The organism is Micromonospora sp. M71_S20, assembly GCF_003664255.1.
Taxonomy (GTDB): domain Bacteria; phylum Actinomycetota; class Actinomycetes; order Mycobacteriales; family Micromonosporaceae; genus Micromonospora.
In genome coordinates this window covers 3,283,565-3,305,989 of the sequence record NZ_RCCV01000001.1, presented here as the reverse complement: position 1 = coordinate 3,305,989, position 22,425 = coordinate 3,283,565, and the positions used below count along the sequence as shown (strand labels likewise).

Annotated in this window: 2 protein-coding genes (1 of these 2 running past the window's edge); both read right to left on the bottom strand. The window is 76.9% G+C overall.

The window, feature by feature from the left end:
- Positions 1-36: 36 nt before the first annotated feature.
- On the bottom strand, positions 37-10,098 hold the full coding sequence (locus DER29_RS14420; protein ID WP_121397799.1) for a type I polyketide synthase: 10,062 nt from the start codon (positions 10,096-10,098) through the stop codon (positions 37-39).
- Between the two features lie 348 nt (positions 10,099-10,446).
- Positions 10,447-22,425, bottom strand: partial view of a type I polyketide synthase gene (locus tag DER29_RS14415; RefSeq protein WP_121399218.1) — the final stretch only. The gene runs 17,811 nt beyond the window's last position; 11,979 of the gene's 29,790 nt are visible here — the last part of the coding sequence; the start codon falls outside the window, past its right edge — the gene reads right to left on this strand; its stop codon occupies positions 10,447-10,449.

The following is a 22,425-nucleotide window of genomic DNA, read 5'->3' as shown; positions in this document are numbered from 1 at the left end:
CTCCGTATCGGGGTTCGAGGTGTGCGACATGCCGGATCAGGCCGAGCCGAACTCTTCGTCCAGCAGGCTGAAGATCTCTTCGGCGGAGGCCGACTCGAGGCTGGCGTCGTCGGCGGCGGCGGAGTCCGCACCGGACTCGGTGTAGGTCCACAGGGAGAGCAGTTCGCGCAGCCGGGCGCCGACGGCGGCCCGGTCGGTGTCACCGGTGGCCACCGCCCGCATGGCGTGCTCCAGCTTGTTCAGCTCGCCGAGCACCGTCAGCGCGGACGTGCTCCGCTCCGCCAGCAGCGCGCCCCGCAGGTACTCGACCAGCGCGGCCGTGGTCGGCCGGTCGTAGATCAGCGTGGACGGCAGCCGCAGCCCGGTGGCCGCGTTGAGCCGGTTGCGGAACTCGACGGCGGTCAGCGAGTCGAAGCCCAGCTCGACGAAGCCGCGCTCGGCGTCGATCGAGCGGATCGACGCGTAGCCGAGGACCGCGGCGGCGTGGGTGCGGACCAGGTCGGAGAGCACCTGGTCGCGGTCGGCCTCCGCCGTGGCGGCGAGGGTCTCCCGCAGCGCCTCGGCCGGGTCGCGCTCGGCGGCCCGCACCGCGCCGGTCGACGCCGGCCGGACCAGCGACCGCAGCACCGGCGGCACCGCCGCCGGCCCGTGCCGGCCGATCAGCGCGAGGTCCAGGTTGACCGGTACGACCACCGGCTCGGCGAAGCGCAGCGCCTCGCTGAACAGGTCCATGCCCTCGTCGGCGCCGAGCGGGACGAAGCCGCCCCGGTTCATACGGGCCTCGTCGACGTGGCCGGTCTGACCGTCGCCGGTGTCGTTGACCCACGGGCCCCAGGCCAGCGAGAGCGCCGGGAGCCCCCGGTCGCGCCGGTGCTGGGCGAGGGCGTCGAGGAAGCAGTTCGCCGCCGCGTGGTTGGCCTGCCCGGGGCCGCCGAAGAGGCCGGCCGCCGAGGAGAAGAGCACGAACGCGGCCAGGTCCAGCTTCTCGGTCAGCTCGTGCAGGTGCCAGGCCGCGTCGACCTTGGGGCGCAGCACGGTGTCGAAGCGGTCCGGGGTGAGCGCGGGCAGGACGCCGTCGTCGAGCACCCCGGCCGCGTGCACCACGCCGGTCAGCGGCAGGTCGGCGGGGATCTGCTCGACCAGCAGGGCGAGCGCGTCGCGGTCGGTGACGTCGCAGGCGACCACCCGGGCGGTGGCGCCCAGTCCGGCCAGCTCGTCGACCAGCGCGGCGACGCCCGGGGCGTCCGCCCCGCTGCGGCTGACCAGCAGCAGGTGCCGTACGTCGTGCCGGGTCACCAGCCGTCGCGCCACGAGCCGCCCGAGCAGGCCGGTCGCCCCGGTCACGAGGACGGTGCCGGCGGCCAGGTCGGGGCCGGGCACCTCGGCCGGGGGCGGGCCGAGCCGGGTCAGCCGGGGCACCCGGAGCTGGCCGGCGCGTACCGCGAGCTGGGGTTCGCCCGTGGCCAGGGCCGCCGGCAGCAGCGCGGCGGCGAGGGCGTCGTCGTCGACGTCGAGCAGCACGATCCGGTCCGGGTTCTCCGACTGCGCGGAGCGCAGCAGGCCCCAGGCGGTGGCGGCCGGCACGTCGGCGATCCGCTCGTCCGGCTCGACCCGGACCGCGCCGCGGGTGACCACCACCAGCCGGGCGGCGGCGAGGGACTCCTCGGCGAGCCACTGCTGGGCCAGCGCGAGCGTGCGGTGGGCGACCCGGTGCGCCTGGCGGGCCGGGTGCGGCTCGTCGGCGGTCGGTCCGGCGCAGGTCACCACCACCGCGTCGGGCACCGGACCGCCCGCGCGCACCTCGGCGACCAGCGGGGAGAGGTCCGGGTGCCGGTCGGCGCCGGGCCAGTCGTCGCCGAGGGCGACGAGCCGGGACGTGCCGTCGGCGCGGCCGGTGACGGGGGCGACCCAGTCGAGGCGGTGCAGGGACCGGCTGGCCGAGCGGCGGGCGGCGCTGAGCTGCTCGCCGGAGATGGGCCGCAGCACCAGACCGTCGACGGAGGCGACCGGCGTCGCGCCGGTGTCGGTGATGGTCAGGGCCACGGACCCGGCGTCGGTGGCGCGCAGCCGGATCCGCAGCTCGCGGGCGCGGGTGGGCCGGATGGTCACGCCCGACCAGGTGAACGGCAGGCCCGGGCGGATGTCGGGGCCACCGTCGGGGGCCGGCGTCGCGCCGCCGGCCGGGGCGTCGGTGGCGCCGGTCGTGGCGCTGGCGCCGATGGCGTGCAGTGCCGCGTCCATCAGGGCCGGGTGCACCGAGAAGGCCGTGGTGTCGGTGGACGCGTCGGCGTCCAGGGCGACCTCGGCCAGGATGTCCGGACCCGACCGCCAGGCGGCGCGCAGCGCGCGGAAGACCGGGCCGTAGTGGTAGCCCTGGGCGGCGAGCCGGGCGTAGAGCCCGTCGAGGGCGATCGGCTCGGCGTCGGCGGGCGGCCACACGGCGGCCGGCGCGGGGTCCGGGTCGACGGTGTCGGCGAGCTGGCCGGAGGCGTGCCGCTGCCAGGACCGGGTGCCGTCGGGTCCGGTGTCGTCGTCGCGCCGGGTGTGGATGGCGACGGGCCGGTGCCCGGTCTCGTCCGGCGGGCCGACGCGGACCCGCAGGTCGATGCCGCCCTCGGTGGGGATCGCCAGCGGCGCCTCCAGGTTCAGCTCGGCGACCGTCGCCGCGCCGGCCTGCCGGCCGGTCCAGGACGCCAGCTCCACCAGCGCCGTCCCGGGCAGCAGCACCGTGCCCAGCACGGCGTGGTCGGCCAGCCACGGGTGGGTGGTGAGGGTGATCCGGCCGGTGAACAGCAGGCCCTCGTCGCCGGGCAGGTCGGCCACGGCGCTGAGCAGCGGGTGGTCGACCACGTCGAGGCCCACGGCGGGCAGGACCGAACGGTGGGCGCCGGTGCGCTCCAGCCAGTAGCGGTGCCGGTCGAAGGCGTACGTGGGCAGGTCGACCGGCTCGGCCTCGGGCAGCAGCCGGCGGTGGTCCACCGCCAGGCCGAGGGTGTGCGCGGTGGCGAGGCCGGTCAGCAGCCGGGTGGCGGTGTCGCCCGACCCGGCGAGGGTGGCCAGGACGTGGCCGGTGGCGCCGGTCGCGTCGAGGACGGCGGCGACCCGGCCGGTCAGCGCCGGCTCCGGCGAGACCTCCACGAAGGTCACGTGTCCGGCGTCGACGGCGGCGCGCAGGGCGGCGTCGAACTGCTCCGCTCCCCCGGCCCGGTGGCCGGCGCCGAGGGTGGCCGGGTCGGCCCAGTGGTCGGCGCCGAGGCCGGCGGGGTCGGCCCAGTCGCCGGTGACGGTGGAGGCCAGCCGGGCGGCACCGGGCTGCGGGGCGATCCCCGCCAGGGCGGCGCGGAGGCCGGCAGGGTCCAGCTCGCCGGCGGCGGCCCGGGCCCGCAGCGCCACCGTCCGGGCGGCGTCGGGCAGGGACAGCAGGCCCGCCACGTGGGCGGCCACGACCTCGCCGTCGCCGTCGCCGACGACCGCGGCCGGGGTGAGCCCGGCGTGCCGCCAGACGGCGGCGAGCGCCACCCCGACGGCGAACAGCACGGGCCGGGCCAGCTCCGGCCGCTCGGCCCAGGCGGCGTCGGTGCCGGTCAGCAGGGCGGCCGGGTCGACGTCGACCCAGGGCGCCAGGGCCTGCCGGCACTCGGCGAGGGTGGCGTCGAAGACCGGGCAGCGGCCCACCAGGCCGGCCGCCGCGCCCGCCGGGGTGGCGGCCGGGAAGACGAACACCGGGCCCGGGCCGTGGTTGGCGACGGTGCCGGTCAGCACGTTGCCGGCCGGGGTGCCGGCGGCGAGCGCGTCCAGGCCGGCCAGCAGCTCGCCGGGGGTCGCGCCGAGCACCGCGGCGCGCCTGTCGAACACCGAGCGGGTCGCGGCGAGGGACCAGCCGACCGCCGCCGGGGCGAGGCCGGGGTGGGCCCGCAGGTGCCGGGCCAGCCGGGATGCCTGCGCGGCCAGGGCCGAGGTCGAGCGGGCCGAGACCGGCCACACCACCGTGTCGGCGGCGACCAGCCCGGTGGCCGGCTCGGGGGCCGGCTCGGCCTCGCCGGTCACGTCGGTGTCGACGGGCTGCTCGACGACCACGTGGGCGTTGGTGCCGGAGATGCCGAACGAGGAGACCGCCGCCCGGCGGGGCCGGTCGACCGTCGGCCACGGCCGGGACCGGGTCACCAGCTCCACGTCGCCGGCCGACCAGTCGATGTGCGGCGACGGCGTGTCCGCGTGCAGCGACGCCGGGACGGTGCCCTCCCGCATCGCCAGCACCATCTTGATCACGCCGGCCACGCCGGCGGCGGCCTGCGCGTGGCCCATGTTCGACTTGACCGAGCCCAGCAGCAGCGGGCCCGCGTCGCCCCGGTCCTGCCCGTAGGTCGCCAGCAGGGCCTGGGCCTCGATCGGGTCGCCGAGGACGGTGCCGGTGCCGTGGGCCTCGACGACGTCCACGTCGGTGACCGTCAGCCGGGCGCTGGCGAGCGCCTGCCGGATCACCCGCTGCTGGGAGGGGCCGTTGGGGGCGGTCAGGCCGTTGGACGCGCCGTCGGAGTTCACGGCGGAGCCGCGTACCACGGCGAGGACGCGGCGGCCCTGCCGCCGGGCGTCCGAGAGCCGCTGCACGAGCAGCATGCCGACGCCCTCGGACCAGCCGGTGCCGTCCGCCGTGGCGGCGAAGGACTTGCACCGCCCGTCGGAGGCCAGGCCGCCCTGGCGGGAGAACTCCTGGAACGCCGTGGGGGTGGCCATCACGGCCACGCCGCCGGCCAGCGCCAGGTCGCACTCGCCGCGCCGCAGCGCCGCCCCGGCGAGGTGCAGCGCCACCAGCGACGAGGAGCAGGCGGTGTCGACCGTGACGGCCGGCCCCTCCAGCCCCAGCGCGTACGCGACCCGGCCGGAGATCACGCTGTGCGCGGCGCCGGTCATCAGGTAGCCCTCGACGCCCTCGGGGACCTCGGTCAGCCCGGTGCCGTAGCCGGAGGTGGAGGCGCCCACGAAGACGCCGGTACGGGTGCCGCGCAGCGTCGCGGGGTCCACCCCGGCCCGTTCCAGCGCCTCCCAGGACGTCTCGAGGGTGAGCCGCTGCTGCGGATCCATGGCGAGGGCCTCGCGGGGCGAGATCTCGAAGAAGGCGGGGTCGAAGTCCGCCACGTCGTAGAGGAAGCCGCCCGCCGGAGGGTGGGTCCCCTCCGCCGGCTCAGGGATCTCCCAGCCCCGGTCGGTGGGGAACGGCGAGATGGCGTCCACCCCGTCGGCGACCAGCCGCCAGAACGCCTCCGGCCCGTCGACGCCGCCGGGGTAGCGGCAGGCCATCCCGACGATCGCGACGGGCTCGTCGGCGTCGACGACGACGGTCTGCGGGGCGTCGGCCGGTGCGGCGCCGGAGACCAGCTCGCGCAGGTGCGCGGCCAGCTCGGCGGGGGTGGGGTAGTCGAAGACCAGCGTGGTGGGCAGCCGCAGGCCGGTGGCGGTGTTCAGCCGTCCCCGGAAGTCCACGGCGGTCAGCGAGTCGAAGCCGAGGTCCTTGAACGGGCGTCCGCGCAGCTCGTCGGGCGTGGCGTGGCCCAGCACCGCCGCGGTCTGCTCGTTGACCAGTTTCAGCAGCTCCCGTTCCTGCTCCGCCGCGGGCAGCGCCGCGAGGTGACGCAGCGGCGCGGCGACCGCGCCCGCGGCCGGCGCGGCGGCCTCCTCCTGCGCGACGAGCGCCCGCACCTGCGGCAGGTCGCCGAGCAGCGGGCTGGGCCGGGCCACGGTGAACGCGGGGTGGAACCGGGTCCAGTCGACGTCGGCGACGGTCACGCAGGGCGTCGGGCGGCGCAGCGCCCGGTCGAGCGCGACGAGCGCCTTCTCCGGGTCGATCGGCGGCAGGCCCATCCGGTTGAGCTGCCCGGTGGCCACGTTCTCGGCGGCCATGCCGTGTTCGCCGCCCCAGGCCGTCCAGGAGACGGCGGTGGCCGGCAGGCCCCGGTCGCGCCGGTTGACGGCCAGGGCGTCCAGCAGGGAGTTGCCGGCGCCGTAGGCGCACTGGCCGGCGCTGCCCCACACGCCGGAAATGGAGGAGAAGAGCACGAACGCGCCGAGTTCGCGCTCGGCGAGGCAGGCGTCGAGGTGCAGGGCGCCGAGCACCTTGCCCGCGACGACGTGGGAGAACTCGCCGAGGGTGGTGTCGGTCAGCGGGGTGAGCTGGTCGGTGCCGGCGGCGTGCACGACCGCGGTCAGGTCGGGCAGCGCGTCCACCAGGTCCGCCACGGACCGCCGGTCGGTGACGTCGCAGGTGGCGACGGTGACCCGCCCGTCGGCGCCGTACGCGTCGAGCAGGTCCGCGATGCCCGGGGCGGCGGTGCCCCGGCGGCTGGCCAGGACCACCCGCCCGGCGCCGCGGCCGAGCAGCCAGCGGGTGACGTGGCCGCCGAGGGCGCCGGTGCCGCCGGTGACCAGGACGGTGCCGGAGCACCAGTCGCCGGCGGGGGGCTCGTCCGCCGCGTGCGGGGCCGGGGTGAGCCGGCGGGCCCAGGTCCCGCCGGGCCGCACGGCCACCTGGTCCTCGCCGACGTGACCGGCCAGCACGGCGGCGAGCCGCCGGGCGGTGGCGTCGTCGACGGTGGCCGGCAGGTCGACCAGGCCGCCCCAACGGTGCGGCTGCTCGACGGCCGCCGCGCGGCCGAGGCCCCAGACCTCGGTCTGCAACGGGTGCGCGACCCGGTCGCCCGGGGCCGCCGCGACCGCGCCGCTGGTGACGCACCACAGCGGCGCGACCAGGTCCAGGTCGGTCATCGCCTGGACCAGGGCGAGGGTGCTGGCCGCGGCGAGGGTCACGCCGGGGTGCTCGGCCAGCAGCCGGTCCTGACCGGCGACCACGGCGAGCACGCCGTCGACCGGCCGGCCGTCGAGGAGGTCCCGCAGCCGGGCGGCGAGCGCCGCGCGGTCGAGGTCCGCCGCGCCGACGCGCAGCACCAGCGGCTCGTCGTCGCCGAAGAGCCCGGCCAGGCCGTCGGCCCACGCCGGCGCGTCGTCGGCCGGCAGCACGACCAGCCAGCGGCCCGCCGGGCCGTCGGTGTCCTCGACCGGCACGGGCTGCCAGGTCACGTGGTACGACCAGCCGTCCACCAGGGATCGTTCCCGCCGGGACCGGCGCCAGGAGGTGAGCACGGGCAGGGCCGGCAGCAGCGCCCGCACCTGCTCGTCGTCGTCGCCCAGTTCGCTGCGGAGGGTGTCGACGTCCGCCTGCTCCAGTGCGGTCCAGAACTCGTCGTCGCCGTCGTGTGAGCCGCCGTCCGGGGCGGCGGGCGGCGGCTCGGGCCAGAACCGCTGCCGCCGGAAGGCGTACGCGGGCAGGGGCACCCGCGCGGCGCCGGCGCCGGCGAACAGCTGCTCCCAGCCCACCTCGACCCCGCCGACGTGCAGCTCGGCGAGGGCGGTGAGCGCGGACGCGGGCTCGGGGCGGTCGCGGCGCAGCAGCGCCACGGCGGCGGTGTCGTCGTCCGCGCCGGCCGCGGCCAGGACGTCGCGGGCCAGCGCGGTGAGCACCCCGCTGGGGCCGACCTCCAGGAACGTACGCACGCCCAGGGCGCGCAGCTGGTCGACGCCGTCGGCGAACCGGACGGCCTCCCGCACGTGCCGCACCCAGTAGTCGGCGGTGCGGATCTCGTCGGGGTCGGCGACCGCGCCGGTCAGGTTCGACACGATCGGCAGCGCCGGCGGGTGCAGCTCCAGCCCGCGCACCACGGCGGCGAACTCGGCGAGCATGGGTTCCATCAGCGGGCTGTGGAAGGCGTGGCTGACCCGCAGCGGCCTGGTGCGTACGCCCTCGTCCGCCCAGCGGCGTTCGAGCTCCTCGACGGCGTCGGCCGCGCCGGAGACGACCACGGCGGTGGGCCCGTTGACGGCGGCCACGGCGACCCGGTCCTCGACGCCGGCCAGGGCGGCCCGGACGGCGTCGGCGGGGAGCTGGACCGCCAGCATCGCGCCGCCGGCCGGCAGGGCCTGCATCAGCCGGCCCCGGGCCGCGACGAGCGCGGCGGCGTCGGGCAGCGACAGCACGCCGGCCGCGTGCGCGGCGGACAGCTCGCCGATCGAGTGGCCGAGCAGGACGTCCGGGACGATCCCCCAGCTCTCCAGGAGCCGGAACAGCGCGACCTCGACGGCGAACAGGCCGGCCTGGGTGTAGAGGGTCTGGTTGAGCAGCGCGGCGGCCTCGTCGCCCTCGGGCGCGAAGAGCACCGGGGTGAGCGGGCGGGGCAGGTGCCGGTCCAGCTCGGCGCAGACCTCGGCGAGCGCCCGGCCGAAGACGGGGAACGCGGCGGCCAGCTCGCGGCCCATGCCGCTGCGCTGGGCGCCCTGGCCGGAGAAGAGGAACGCGAGCTTGCCGCCGCGCGGGCCGGCGCCGGTGACCAGGCCCGGGGCGTCGCCGCCGGCGGCGAGCGCGCGCAGTCCGGCGGTCAGGTCGGCGCGGTCGGCGGCGACCAGCACGGCCCGGTGCTCCAGGCTGGCCCGGGTGCGCGCCGACGACCAGCCGACGTCGGTCAGCCGCAGCTCGGGGCGGTCGTCGAGCCAGTCGGCCCAGCGGGTCGCCTGCGCGGCCAGGGAGTCGGCGTCGCGGGCGGAGACCAGCACCGGCACGAGGCCGGCCCCGGTGACCGGGGCGAGGTCGGTCGCTTCGTCCGTCGCGGTGCCCGCGTCGGTCGCGGCGGCGGGGCCGTCCGGGGCTTCGGCCGGGGCCGGGTCGGCGGCGGGCGCCTCCTCGATGATCACGTGGGCGTTGGTGCCGCTCATGCCGAAGGAGGAGATGCCCGCGCGGCGGGGCTGCTCCCCGGCGGGCCACGGCTGCGGCTCGGTCACCAGCGACACCGCGCCGGCCGTCCAGTCCACGTTGGGGGTGGGCTCGTCGACGTGCAGCGTCGCCGGCACGGTGTCGTGCCGCAGCGCCATCACCATCTTGATCACGCCGGCCACGCCGGCGGCGGCCTGGGTGTGGCCGATGTTCGACTTCACCGAGCCGAGCCAGAGCGGCCGGTCCGCCGGTCGGCCCTGCCCGTACGTCGACAGCAGCGCCTGGGCCTCGATCGGGTCGCCGAGGGTGGTGCCGGTGCCGTGCGCCTCCACGACGTCGACCTGCTCCGGCGCGAGCCGGGCGCTGGCCAGCGCCTGGAGCACGACCCGCTGCTGGGACGGGCCGTTGGGGGCGGTCAGCCCGTTGCTCGCGCCGTCCTGGTTGACCGCGCTGCCGCGCACCACGGCCAGGACGGGGTGACCGTTGCGGCGGGCGTCGGAGAGCCGCTCGACGAGCAGCAGGCCGACCCCCTCGCCCCAGGCGGTGCCGTCGGCGGCGGCGGCGAACGACTTGACCCGGCCGTCGGAGGCCAGGCCGCGCTGGCGGCTGAAACCGATGAAGGCGGACGGGGTGGACATGACGGTGGCACCGCCGGCGAGCGCCAGGGTGCACTCGCCCTGCCGGAGTGCCTGGCAGGCCAGGTGCAGGGCGACCAGCGACGACGAGCAGGCGGTGTCGACGGTGACGGCGGGGCCCTCGATGCCGAGCGCGTACGAGATCCGGCCGGACACGACGCTCGCGGCGGTGCCGGTGAGGATGTAGCCCTCGGTGCCGGGCGGCGGCTGCTGGAGCAGCCCCACGTAGTCCTGGCCGGTGGTGCTGGCGAACACCCCCACCTGGTGCCCGCGCAGCGCCGAGGGGTCGAGCCCGGCGTGCTCGAACGCCTCCCAGGCGGCCTCCAGCAGCAGCCGCTGCTGCGGGTCCATGGCGAGCGCCTCGCGCGGCGAGATGCCGAAGAACGCGGCGTCGAAGTCGGTGGCCGAGTCGACGAAGCCGCCCTCGGCGACGTACGACGTACCGGGGTGGTCGGGGTCCGGGTGGAACAGCCGCGCCAGGTCCCAGCCGCGGTCGGCGGGGAACGGGGAGACGGCGTCCCGGCCGGAGTCGACGAGTTCCCACAGCTCCTCGGGCGAGCCCACCCCGCCCGGGAACCGGCAGGCCATGCCGACGATGGCGATCGGCTCCCGGTTGGCCGCCTCAAGCTCGCCGAGCTTCCTCCGGGTCTGGTGAAGGTCCGCCGTGACCCATTTCAGGTACTCCCGGAGCGTATCTTCAGTCGCCATTGACGCCACCTCTTCGGGCCGGAAAGAAACAGGCGACCCAATACCGTCCACAGACGCCACAAGCCGCGAAGATCTAAGCCCATTCAGCCGACCACGAATTGCCAGACAAAAAGCGTTTCAGCCCCCACCAGGTCTTACGCGCCGGACGAAAGGTAATTGTCGCCGGACGGCGGTCACAACCCCTAGCGTGCCCCTACGGGTGCCCCTAGGCGGCGGGGGCGCAGGCTGGGCCGACCCGCCCTCCGAGCGGTCCGGCGCACCGCCCTCGCGGGGTGCGGCCGGGCGGGTGTCCGAGCCCGCCCGGCCGCGTGCGTCACGACCGTCGACAACGATCGCGCGGCACCATTTCTAGATGCCCGGCAAATTGCCGCCGGGGCCGCCCAGCTCGCGGTGGATGAAATCGAAGATCTCGGCGTCGGTGGCGTCGTGGAGGGTGTGCGTGGCCGGTTTCTCCTCAACGGGGCCGCGCTCGTCGCCCCACCGGGCGACGAACGCCTGCAACTGCACCAGCAGCTTCTGCCGGGTCAGCCGGTCCGGTGCGTCGGCCGCGAAGACCCCGTCGAGCCGCTCCAGCTCGGCGAGCAGCGGCGCGGCCGCGGCGGCGCCGTCCTCGACGAGCTGGTCGCGCAGGTGCCGGGCGAGCGCCGCGGGCGTGGGGTAGTCGAACACCACGGCGGCGGGCAGCTGGACGCCGGTGGCGGCGCGGAGCCGGTTGCGCAGCTCCACGGCCGTCATCGAGTCGAAGCCGACCTCGCGGAACGCGCGGTCGGGCTCCAGCCCTCCGCCCCCGGTGTGGCCGAGCACGGCCGCCGCCAGGTTGCCCACGAGTTCGACGAGGACGCCCTCCCGTTCGCCGGGGCCCAACGGGCGCAGCCGCTCCCGCAGCGCGGTCGCCGCCTCGTCGTCCGCCGGCTGGCGGTCGTCGTCGGCGGGCATCGCCGCGCCCGCCTCGGGGACCCCGGTCAGCAGCGGGCACGGCCGCATCGACGCGAACGTCGGCACGAACCGGTCCCAGCGCACGTCGGCGAGCACCAGGGCCGCCTCCTCCCGCAGCGCCTGACCGAAGGCCTCGACGGCCAGCTCCGGGGGCAGGCCCGGCAGGCCCCGCCGGCGCAGCTGCGCCAGCTCGACCGACTCGGGGTCGTCGTCCCACGGGCCCCACGCCACGGCGGTCGCCGCCAGGCCGCCGTGCCGCCGGTTCGCCGCGAGCGCGTGCAGCAGCGCGTCGCCGGCGGACTGGCCGGCCCGGCCGCCCGCGCCCCACACCCCCGTGGTGGAGGTGCACAGCACGAACGCGTCGAGCGGCCGGTGCGCCAGCTCGTCGGCGTACCTCGGCACGTCGCCGACGGTGGCGGCCAGGTCGGCGGCCAGGCCGGCGAGGGTCAGCTCGGCCAGTGGCACCGAGCCGGTCTCCGCCGGGACGTGCACGAGCGCGGTCACCGGCCGGCTCTCGGCGTCGAGCTGCTCCATCAGGTCACCGAGCTTGCCCGTGGCCGGCTCGGCCAGCGGAAGCACCTCGGCGCCGTTGCGGCCCAGCCAGTCGGTCGCGTGCCGGGCGAGCGCCCCGGTCCCGCCGGTGAGCAGGACGGTGCCGTTCGGCCGGTACCCGCCGCCGGCCGCCGGCCGTGCGGTGTCGCGGACCAGGCGCCGGGCGTGCACGCCGGCCTCCCGTACGGCGAGCTGGTCCTCCCCGTCGACGTTGACCAGGGCCCCGGCCAGGGCCGCGTACGCCGCCTCGTCCGGGCCCGCCGGCAGGTCGACGACTCCGCCGACGTGCCGGGGGTGCTCCAGGGCGGCGACGAGGCCGAGGCCCCACGTGGTGGCCTGCGTCGGGTGCACGACCGGTTCGTCGTCCACGGCGACGGCGCCGGTGGTGGCCAGCCACAGCGGCACGGCCGGGCCGGAGCGGCAGGTGTGCGCCTGCACGAGCAGCAGGTTCGCCGCCAGGCCGGTCGGCAGCGCGGTCTGCTCCGGGTGCGGCGCCTCGTCCAGCGCCAGCAGGGAGAGCAGTGCCGTCGGCTGGTGCGCGGCGGCGAGCCGGTCGAGGTCGGCGGCCAGGCCGTCGCGGGTGGCCGTGGCCGGGTCGACGGTCAGCAGGTGCACCGTGGCGGCACCGGCCGTGAGGGCGGCGAGCACCCGGTCGGTGACCTGGTGCGGCGGGGCCACCACCAGCCACGTGCCGGGGTCGGCGCCGGTCAGCGCCCGGCGTTCCCAGGTGACCCGGTACCGCCAGCCGGCGAGGGTGCCGTCGAGCTGCTGGCGGCGCCGCCACGACTCCAGTTCCGGCAGCAGCTCGCGCATCGGCTGGTCGGGGTCGAGACCGAGGCGGCCCAGGTCGCCGTCGGTGACGGCCCGCCAGAACGCGTCGTCGACCGGGTCGGCGGCCGGGGTCGGGGCCGCGTCGAGGGTCGGCCAGTAGCGCTGCGGCCGGAACGCGTACGTCGGCAGCTCGGGCAGCCGGCGGGGATCCGGACGGGGGCCGGCGAGCACGGCGAGCACCGCCGGCCAGTCGACGTCGCGCCCGGTGCCGTCCAGGACGGCCAGCGCGGAGAGCAGGGCGGCCGGCTCGTCGGTGCCGGCGCGCAGCGCCGCCACGGCCGTCCCGTCCTCGTCGCTGGGCAGCAGGCCCGCGGTCATCGCGGTCAGCACCGCCTGCGGGCCGAGCTCCAGGAAGGTGTCCACGCCCGCGTCGCGCAGCGCGGCGATCCCGTCGGCGTACCGGACGGCCTCCCGGACGTGCCGCACCCAGTAGTCGGGCGTGCGGATCTCGTCGGGCCCGGCGAGCCGCCCGGTCAGGTTCGACACGATCGGCAGCAGCGGCGCGGCGAACGTCAGCCCGTCGAGCACGGCCCGGAACTCGGCCAGCATCGGCTCCATCAGCGGGCTGTGGAACGCATGGCTGACCCGCAGCCGCCGGGTGCGTACCCCGCGCTCCCGCCAGAGCCGCTCCAGCCCGTCGAGGGCGTCGAGGGCCCCGGCGAGGACCACGGCGGTGGGACCGTTGACGGCGGCGACGCCGATCCGGTCGCCCAGCCCGGCCAGGGAGTCGACCACGGCCGCCTCGTCGGCGGCGACGGCGAGCATCCCGCCCCCGGTGGGCAGGGCCTGCATGAGCCGGCCCCGGGCGGCCACCAGCGTGGCGGCGTCCGCGAGGGACAGCACGCCGGCGACGTGCGCGGCGGTGATCTCGCCGATCGAGTGCCCGGCGACGTGCCCGGGCACCACCCCGAACGACTCGACCAGCCGGAACAGGGCCACCTCCAACGCGAAGAGCCCGGCCTGGGTGAACACCGTCTCGTCGAGCAGCGCGGCCTCGGCGCTGCCGTCGGCCGCGAACAGCACCGGCTTCAGCGGCTGCGGCAGCTGGTGGTCCAGCGTCGCGCAGACCTCGTCGAGGGCCGCCGCGAAGACGGGGAACGTGTCGTACAGCTGCCGGCCGGCGCCGGGGCGCTGGGCGCCCTGGCCGGAGAACTGGACCGCGAGGCCGCCTCCGCGCCGCCGGGCGGTGACCAGCGCGGGGTGGGCCTCGCCGCCGGCCAGCGCCCGCAGCGCGGCCAGCCGGGTCTCCTGGTCGGCGGCGACCACGGCGGCCCGCTGGCCGAGGTGGGCGCGGCCGTCGGCGAGCGCCCAGGCGACCAGGTCGGCGGGGTCGCCGCCCGTCGCGACCCGGTCGGCCAGCCGGCCGGCCTGCTCGCGCAGCGCGGGCAGGTCGGCGGCGGAGACCGGCCACGGCAGGGCCGTCCCTGGCCGTTCCCCGTCGGGGGCGACGGGTTCCGGCCGCTGCGGGGCCTGCTCCAGGATCACGTGGGCGTTGGTGCCGCTGATCCCGAACGAGGAGACGCCGGCCCGGCGGGGCCGGTCCTCGGCGGTCCACGGCCGCGCCTCGGTGAGCAGCGCCAGCGCGCCGGAGGTCCAGTCGACGTGCGGGGTCGGCGCGTCGACGTGCAGGGTCGCCGGCAGCACCTCGTGTTGCAGGGCCAGCACCATCTTCATCAGGCTGGCGGCGCCCGCCGCGGCCTGGGTGTGTCCGATGTTCGACTTCACCGACCCGAGCCACAGCGGCCGGTCGGCGGAGCGGTCCCTGCCGTACGTCGCCAGCAGCGCCTGCGCCTCGATCGGGTCGCCGAGGGTGGTGCCGGTGCCGTGCGCCTCGACGACGTCCACGTCGCCCGGGGTCAGGCCGGCGTTGTCCAGCGCCTGCCGGATGACCCGCTGCTGCGCGGGCCCGTTCGGCGCGGTGAGGCCGTTGCTCGCGCCGTCCTGGTTGACGGCGCTGCCCCGTACGACGGCGAGGATCCGGTTGCCGTCGCGCTGGGCGTCGGAGAGCCGCTGGAGCAGCAGGACGCCGACGCCCTCGCCCCAGCCGGTGCCGTCGGCGGCCTCGGCGAACGCCTTGACCCGCCCGTCGGCGGCGAGGCCGCGTTGCCGGGAGAACTCCAGGAACGCGCCCGGGGTCGACATCACCGTCACGCCGCCGGCCAGGGCGAGGTCGCACTCGCCGCTGCGCAGGGCCTGCGCGGCCAGGTGCAGCGCCACCAGCGACGACGAGCAGGCCGTGTCGACGGTGACCGCCGGGCCGTGCAGCCCGAACGAGTACGCCAGGCGGCCGGAGACCACCGACGCGCCGTTGCCGGTCGCCTGGTAGCCCTCCACCTGGGACCGGGCGCCCAGCAGCAGGGTGGCGTAGTCCTGCCCGTTGGTGCCCATGAAGACGCCGGTGGCGGAGCCGCGCACCCGGTGCGGGTCGATGCCGGCGCGTTCGAAGACCTCCCAGGTGGTGTGCAGCAGCAGCCGCTGCTGCGGGTCCATCGCGAGGGCCTCGCGCGGGTTGATGCCGAAGAACGCGGCGTCGAAGCCGGCCACGTCGTGCAGGAACCCGCCGCTGCGGGTGTAGCTGGTGCCGACCCGCTCCGGGTCGCTGTCGAACAGGGCGTCGAGGTCCCAGCCCCGGTCGGCGGGCATCGGCGTGACGGCGTCCACGCCGTCGGCCAGCAGCCGCCACAGTTCCTGTGGCGAGGACACCCCGCCGGGGAAGCGGCAGGCCATGGAGACGATCGCGATCGGCTCGTCCGCCGGCGGCCGGGCCGGGGCCACGCCGCCGGTGGCGGGGCCGCCGTCCGCGCCGACCACGATTTCGGTACGCAGGAAGCGGGCCAGTTCCGCCGCCGACGGATGGTCGAAGACCACGGTCGACGGCAGGGTCAGGCCGGTGACCCGGCCCAGCCGGTCGCGCAGCTGCACGGCGGCGAGGGAGTCGAAGCCCAGCTCGCGGAACGCCCGACCGGCCGGCACCTGGTCGGTGGTGGGGTGCCCGAGGACGGCCGCCGCCTCCGCGCGGACGAGGTCGACCAGCAGCGCCTCCTGGCCGGTCGCCGGCAGCGCCGCGAGCCTGGCCCGCAGCCCGTCGGTGGCGGCGGCGCTCTCCGGCCGCTCCGGCTCCTCGGCGGCGGCGGGGGCGACCCGGTCGAAGAGGTGGCTCGGCCGCGCGGCGGTGAACGCCGTGACGAACCGGGACCAGTCGACGTCGACGATCACCGGCGCCGCCTCCGGGGCGTTCACCCAGCGGCCCAGCGCCGCGACGGCGGCGTCGGGTGCGAGCGGGGTGAACCCGCGGCGGCGCAGGCCGTCCGCCGTCTCGCCGGCGGCCATGCCGTCCTCCGCCCACGGGCCGTAGGCCAGTGCGGTGGCGGGCAGGCCGGCCGCCCGGCGGGCGGCGACGAGCGCGTCGAGCAGGGCGTTGCCGGCCGCGTAGCCGGCCTGGCCGCCGCCGCCCCAGACGCCGGCGACCGAGGAGAAGACCACGAACGCGTCGAGGTCCCGGCCCCGGCAGGCGGCGTCGAGATGGACGGCGCCGAGCACCTTGCCGGCCAGGGTCTCCGACAACTCGCCGTCGGTCACCTCGTACGCCGGGGTGGTGCCGCCGGACGCGCCGGCGGTGTGCACGACGGCGGTCAGCTCCGGCAGCCCGGCCACCAGCGCGTCGACCGCCGCCCGGTCGGTGACGTCGCACGCCACCACCCGCACCGCACCCAACTCGGCCACCAGCTCCGCAGCGCCCGGCGCCGCCGGACCCCGCCGCGAGGCGAGCACCACCTCGGCCGCCCCGTTGGCCAACAGCCAGCGGGCCACGTGCCGACCCAACGCACCCGTACCGCCGGTCACCAGCACCGTCCCGGCGGGCCGCCAACCCGCACCCGCGGGCGGCGCGGCCGGCACCAGCCGCCGGCCGAAGAGGCCGTTGCGGCGGACGGCCACCTGGTCCAGGGTGCCGTCGGCCAGGACCGTGAGGAGCCCGGCGCGGGTGCTCCGGTCGGCGCGGTCGGGCAGGTCGACCAGGCCGCCCCAGCGGTCCGGCTGTTCGAGGGCGACGACCCGGCCCAGGCCCCAGGCCAGGGCCGCCCAGACGTCGCCGACCCGTTCCCCGGCCGTGACCGGCATCGCGGTCCGGCTGAGCGCCCACACCCGTCCCGGCAGGCCGGTGTCGGTCAGCGCCCGGGTGAGGGTGAGCAGCACCGCCGTGCCGGCGGGCACCGCCGGGGTGTGCGTCAGCGGCCGGTCCTGGCGGGGCAGCACGCAGAGCACCCCGGCCCAGCCCTCCCCGCTGATCCGGCGCAGCCGCTCGCCCAGGTCGGCGCGGGCGACGGTGGACGACACGGTGAGCGTGTCCACCCAGGCGCCCGCCTGGGTGAGGGTCTTCGCCACGCCCGCGTCGGCGCCGCTGTCGACGGTGACGACCAGCCACCGCCCGGACAACCGGGTTGCCGGGGCCGGCCGCACCGGCTCCCACCCGACCCGGTACGACCACCCGTCCAGGGCGGTGTCCCGGGACCGGTGCTGACGCCAGCGCGCCAGGAGCGGCAGGGCCGGGCCGAGCGCGTCCAGGTCCTCGGTGTCGTCGCCGAGTTCGGCGGCGAGGGCGGCCAGGTCGCCGCGCTCGACGGCGGCCCAGAACTCGGCGTCGCCGCCGTCCGGGGCGGCCTGCTTCGCGGGCGTGCCCTCCGGCCAGTAGCGCTGGTGCTGGAAGGCGTACGTGGGCAGGTCGACCCGCCGCGCGCCGGTGTCGGCGAACCACGGCTGCCAGGTCACGGGAACTCCGTGCACGTGCAGCTCCGCCACGGCGTGCAGCAGCGCCTGCGCCTCCGGCCGGTCCCGACGCTGCACGGCGACGGCCAGCACGGCATCGTCGTCGGGCAGCACGTCGGCGGCCATCGCGGTCAACACGCTCTGCGGCCCGACCTCCAGGAACGTGTCCACCCCAGCGGCCCGCAGCGCGGTGACCCCGTCGGCGAAGCGCACAGCCTCGCGCACGTGCCGCACCCAGTACTCGGCCGTACGGATCTCGTCGCCGGCCAGGGCTCCGGTCACGTTCGACACGACCGGCAGCAACGGCGCCGCAAAGGTGAGTCCGGACAGGACCGTGCGGAACTCGTCGAGCATCGGCTCCATCAACGGGCTGTGGAACGCGTGACTTACCGTCAACCGGCGGGTACGCGCACCCCGCTCCCGCCAGACCCGCTCCACCTCGTCCAGCGCCTCGACGGCGCCGGAGACCACCACGGCGGCCGGCCCGTTGACCGCCGCGATGCCGACCCGGTCACCCAGCCCGGAGATCGACTCGACCACCGCGGCCTCGTCCGCTGCCACCGCCAACATCCCACCGCCGGCCGGCAGCGCCTGCATCAGCCGGCCCCGCGCGGCGACGAGGGCGCACGCGTCCGCCAGGGACAACACCCCCGCCACGTACGCGGCCGTCACCTCACCGATCGAGTGACCCGCCAGCAGGTCGGGCACGACCCCGAACGACTCCACCAGACGGAACAGCGCCACCTCGACCGCGAACAACCCCGCCTGCGTGAACACGGTCTGATCCAACAGACCGGCCTCCGGGGAGCCCGCCGACGCGAACAGCACCCCCCGCAACGGACGCGGCAGCAACACATCCAGGTGCGCGCACACCTCGTCCAACGCGGCGGCGAACACCGGGAACTGGGCCGACAACTCCCGACCCATCCCGGCACGCTGCGCACCCTGACCCGAGAACAACAGCGCGAGCTGGCCGCGCGCGGCGGCGGAACCGGTCACGAGGGCCCCGGAGGGCTCGCCCGCGTCGAGGGCCCGCAGCGCGGAGAGCAGGTCGTCCCGGTCGGCCACCACGGCGACGGCGCGCTGCTCCAGCACGGGCCGGGTGGTGACGGAGGACCAGGCCACGTCCAGCGGACGCGGCGCCTCGTCGGCCGCGAGCCAGCGCGCCCACCGGCCCGCCTGGCCGGCCAGGGCCGCGTCGGAGCGCGCGGACAGCAGCACCGGCACGACCGGCGGCACGTTCCGGGCGACGATCTCGCCCTCGATCGCCTCGGCGGGCGGCTGCTCGATGATCACGTGCGCGTTGGTGCCGGAGATGCCGAACGACGACACCGCCGCCCGGCGCGGCCGGTCCACCTGCGGCCACGGCGTCGCCTCGGTCGCCAGCGCCACCGCCCCGGCGGTCCAGTCGATGTGCGGGGACGGCTCGTCGACGTGCAGGGTCGGCGGCACCAGGCCGTGGCGAATGGCCATGACCATCTTGATCACGCCGGCCACGCCGGCGGCGGCCTGGGTGTGCCCGATGTTGGACTTCACCGACCCCAACAGCAGCGGCCGATCGACGGGCCGGTCCTGCCCGTACGTCGCCAACAACGCCTGCGCCTCGATCGGGTCACCCAACGTGGTGCCGGTGCCGTGCGCCTCCACCGCGTCCACGTCGGCGGCGGTCAGGCGGGCGTTCGCCAGGGCCTGCCGGATCACGCGCTGCTGCGACGGGCCGTTCGGCGCGGTCAGGCCGTTCGACGCGCCGTCCTGGTTCACGGCCGTGCCGCGTACCACGGCGTAGATCTTCCGGCCCTCCCGCTGGGCGTCGGAGAGGCGCTGCACGAGCAGGACGCCGACACCCTCGGACCAGCCGGTGCCGTCGGCGGAGGCGGCGAACGACTTGCACCGGCCGTCCTGGGAAAGGCCCCGCTGCCGCGAGAACTCGATGAACGTCCCCGGCGTCGCCATCACCGTCACGCCACCGGCCAACGCCAGATCGCACTCACCGCTGCGCAACGCCTGCGCAGCGAGGTGCAGCGCGACGAGGCTGGACGAACACGCCGTGTCCACGGTGACCGCCGGCCCTTCCAGGCCGAACGTGTACGCGACCCGGCCGGACAGCACGCTGCCCGAGGTGCCGGTCCCGACGTAGCCCTCCACCTCGGTCGGCAGGTCCATCAGTCGGGAGGCGTAGTCGTGGTACATGACGCCGGCGAAGACACCCGTCCGGCTGCCCCGCAGCCGCTGCGGGTCCAGACCGGCCGACTCGAAGCTCTCCCACGACGCCTCCAGCAGCAGCCGCTGCTGCGGGTCCATCGCCAGGGCCTCGCGCGGCGAGATCCCGAAGAACCCGGGGTCGAACTCGGCGGCACCGTAGAGGAAACCGCCGTGCCGCGTGTACGACGTACCGCTGCGGTCCGGGTCCGGATCGAACAGCGACTCCAGGTCCCAGCCCCGGTCCGCCGGGAACTCCGAGATCCCGTCGCCGCCGCCGGCCAACAGCTCCCACAGCTCGTCGGGAGACTCGACGTCGCCCGGGTAGCGGCAGGCCATGCCCACGATGGCGATCGGCTCGTCGGTGCCGACGACCGTACCGGCGACCAGGTCGCCGGTGGACTGACGCACCCCGGCCAATTCCGACCACAGGTGGTCGGCGAGCATGGCCGGGGTCGGGTAGTCGAAGACCAGCGTCGAGGCCAACCGCAGCCCGGTGGCCGCGTTCAACCGGTTACGCAGGTCCACCGCCGTCAGCGAGTCGAAGCCGAGCTCCCGGAACGCCCGGTCCGCCGGCACCGCCTCCGCGCCACCGTGCCCGAGCACCTGCGCGACCAGGCCCCGCACCAGCACGTCGACCTGGGCCCGGCCCTCGTCCTCGGTCAGCCCGGCGAGCCGGTCGGCCCAGCCGCCACCGCCCTGCCCCGCCTGGCGGCGGGTGCTGGTCACGCCGATCAGGGTGCGCAGCACGGCCGGCGCGGGGCCGCCGGAGGCCGCCGCCCGCAGCGCGGGTACGTCGATCACGGCCGGCACCAACGCCGGGCGCTCCGCCACCAGGGCGGCGTCGAACAGCTCCAACCCGACCTCGGCGCTCATCGGCGTCAGACCCGCCCGCGCCGAACGCGCCCGATCCGCCTCGTCGATCGACGCGGCCATACCCGCCGTGTCCCACATGCCCCACGCCAGACTGACCGCCGGCAACCCCAGCTGCCGCCGGTACACCGCCAACCCGTCCAGGAACGCGTTACCCGCCGCGTACGCCGACTGACCCGGCGAACCCAACACACCCGCCACCGACGAGAACACCACGAACAGATCCAGGTCCAGCGACGCCGTCGCCTCGTGCAGCAGCCAACCCGCCGACACCTTCGGCGCCAACACCGCACCGAGCCGCTCGGCGGTCAGCCCCTCGACCACCCCGTCGTCCAGGACGCCGGCGGTGTGCACCACACCCGCCAACCGGCCCCCGGCAGCGACCTCGGCCACCAACGCGCCGACCTGGTCCCGGTCCGTCACGTCACACGCGACCACCCGCACCGACGCGCCCAGCGCCGTCAGCCGCTGCGACAACTCACCCGCACCGGCGGCCTCCGGGCCACGCCGCGACACCAGCACCAGCGACCGCACGCCCCACGACGACACCAGGTGCTCCGCCACGAGGGCGCCCAGCGCGCCCGTACCACCGGTCACCAGCACCGCACCGTCACCCACGGTCGGCGTCTCCGCCACCGTGACGCCGGCCCGGACCAGGCGCGGCGAGTACACCGCCCCGTTACGGACGGCCAACTGGCCGCCGGTCGCGGCCGGTTCGCGCAGCGCGCCGTCCAGGAGGGCCACCAGCGCGGCATCCGGCTCGCCGTCGACGTCCGCGAGGACGATGCGACCCGGGTGCTCCGACTGCGCCGAGCGCAGCAGGCCCCACACGGCCGCAGCGGCCAGGTCGGTCACCCGGTCCTCGTCACCGACCGACACGGCACCCCGGGTCGCCACCACGAGCCGCGACGCCGACAGGGCGTCCGCCGCCAGCCAGGACTGCACGGTCGTCAGCATCTCCGAGGTCACCGCCCGGACGGACTCCGGCGTCTCCGCCGCCGACCCCGATCCGGGGAACAGCGGAAGCAGCACCGATCGGGGGACGGACTCCTCCCCCGCGATCGTCGCCACGTCGGGGTACGCGGGCATTCCGACCGGTGCCGCCAGCTCCCGGCCGCCGGTCACCAGCGCCCATCCGGAGATCTCCCCGGCAGGAGTGACCTCCACGGCCGGCCACCGCAGCTCGAACAGCGACCGCGATGCCGTGCCCGGCGCGGGCACGCCGGTCAGCTCCCGCAGGACGAGGGAGTCCACCGACACGACCGGCGCGCCCGTCTCGTCGTACGCGGCCAGCCGCAGGCCGGAGCCGTCGCGGGTCAGGCGCACCCGCAGCGCCCCCGCGCCGGAGGCGTGCACCTGCACACCCTCGAACGCGAACGGCACCCGCGGCCCGCCCGACTGCTCCGCACCCGACAGCAACCCGATCGGGTGCAGGGCCGCGTCCAGCAGCGCCGGATGCACCCCGAACCCGACGGCCTCCGTCGCGGCGTCGTCCGGCAGGACCACCTCGGCGTACACCTCGCCGCCGCTGGTCCAGGCACGCCGGAGCCCCTGGAAGACCGGCCCGTACGTCAGGCCGTGCTCCGCCAGCGTCGGGTACCAGCTAGCCAGGTCCACCTCCGCCGCGCCGACCGGGGGCCAGGTGACCGGGTCGGGCTCGTCGGCGGTGGACGGCTCCAGCACGCCCTCCGCGTGTCGGGTCCAGCCCGCCTCGGGGTCGTCGTCGGGGCGGGAGTAGATGGCGACGGGACGCTGCGGCGACTCCGACGTGGACACCCGCACCTGGATCCGCACGCCTCCCGTGCCGGGGACGACCAGCGGGGCGGCCACGGTCAGCTCCCGCAGCCGGGAGAGGCCCACCTCGTCGCCGGCCCGTACGGCCAGCTCGACCAGGGCGGTGCCCGGTACCAGCGTCAGCCCGGAGACCGTGTGGTCGGCCAGCCAGGGGTGCGTGGCCAGGGAGAGTCGGCCCGTCAGCACCATCTCGTCGTCGCCGGCCAGGTCCACCGCCGCGCCGAGCAGCGGGTGCTCGGTGCGGCCGAGCCCGGCCCCGGACACGTCGCCCGTACGCGCTCGGTTGGCGGCGGGCCAGTAGCGCTGGTGCTGGAAGGCGTACGTGGGCAGGTCGACCCGCCGCGCGCCGGTGTCGGCGAACCACGGCTGCCAGGTCAC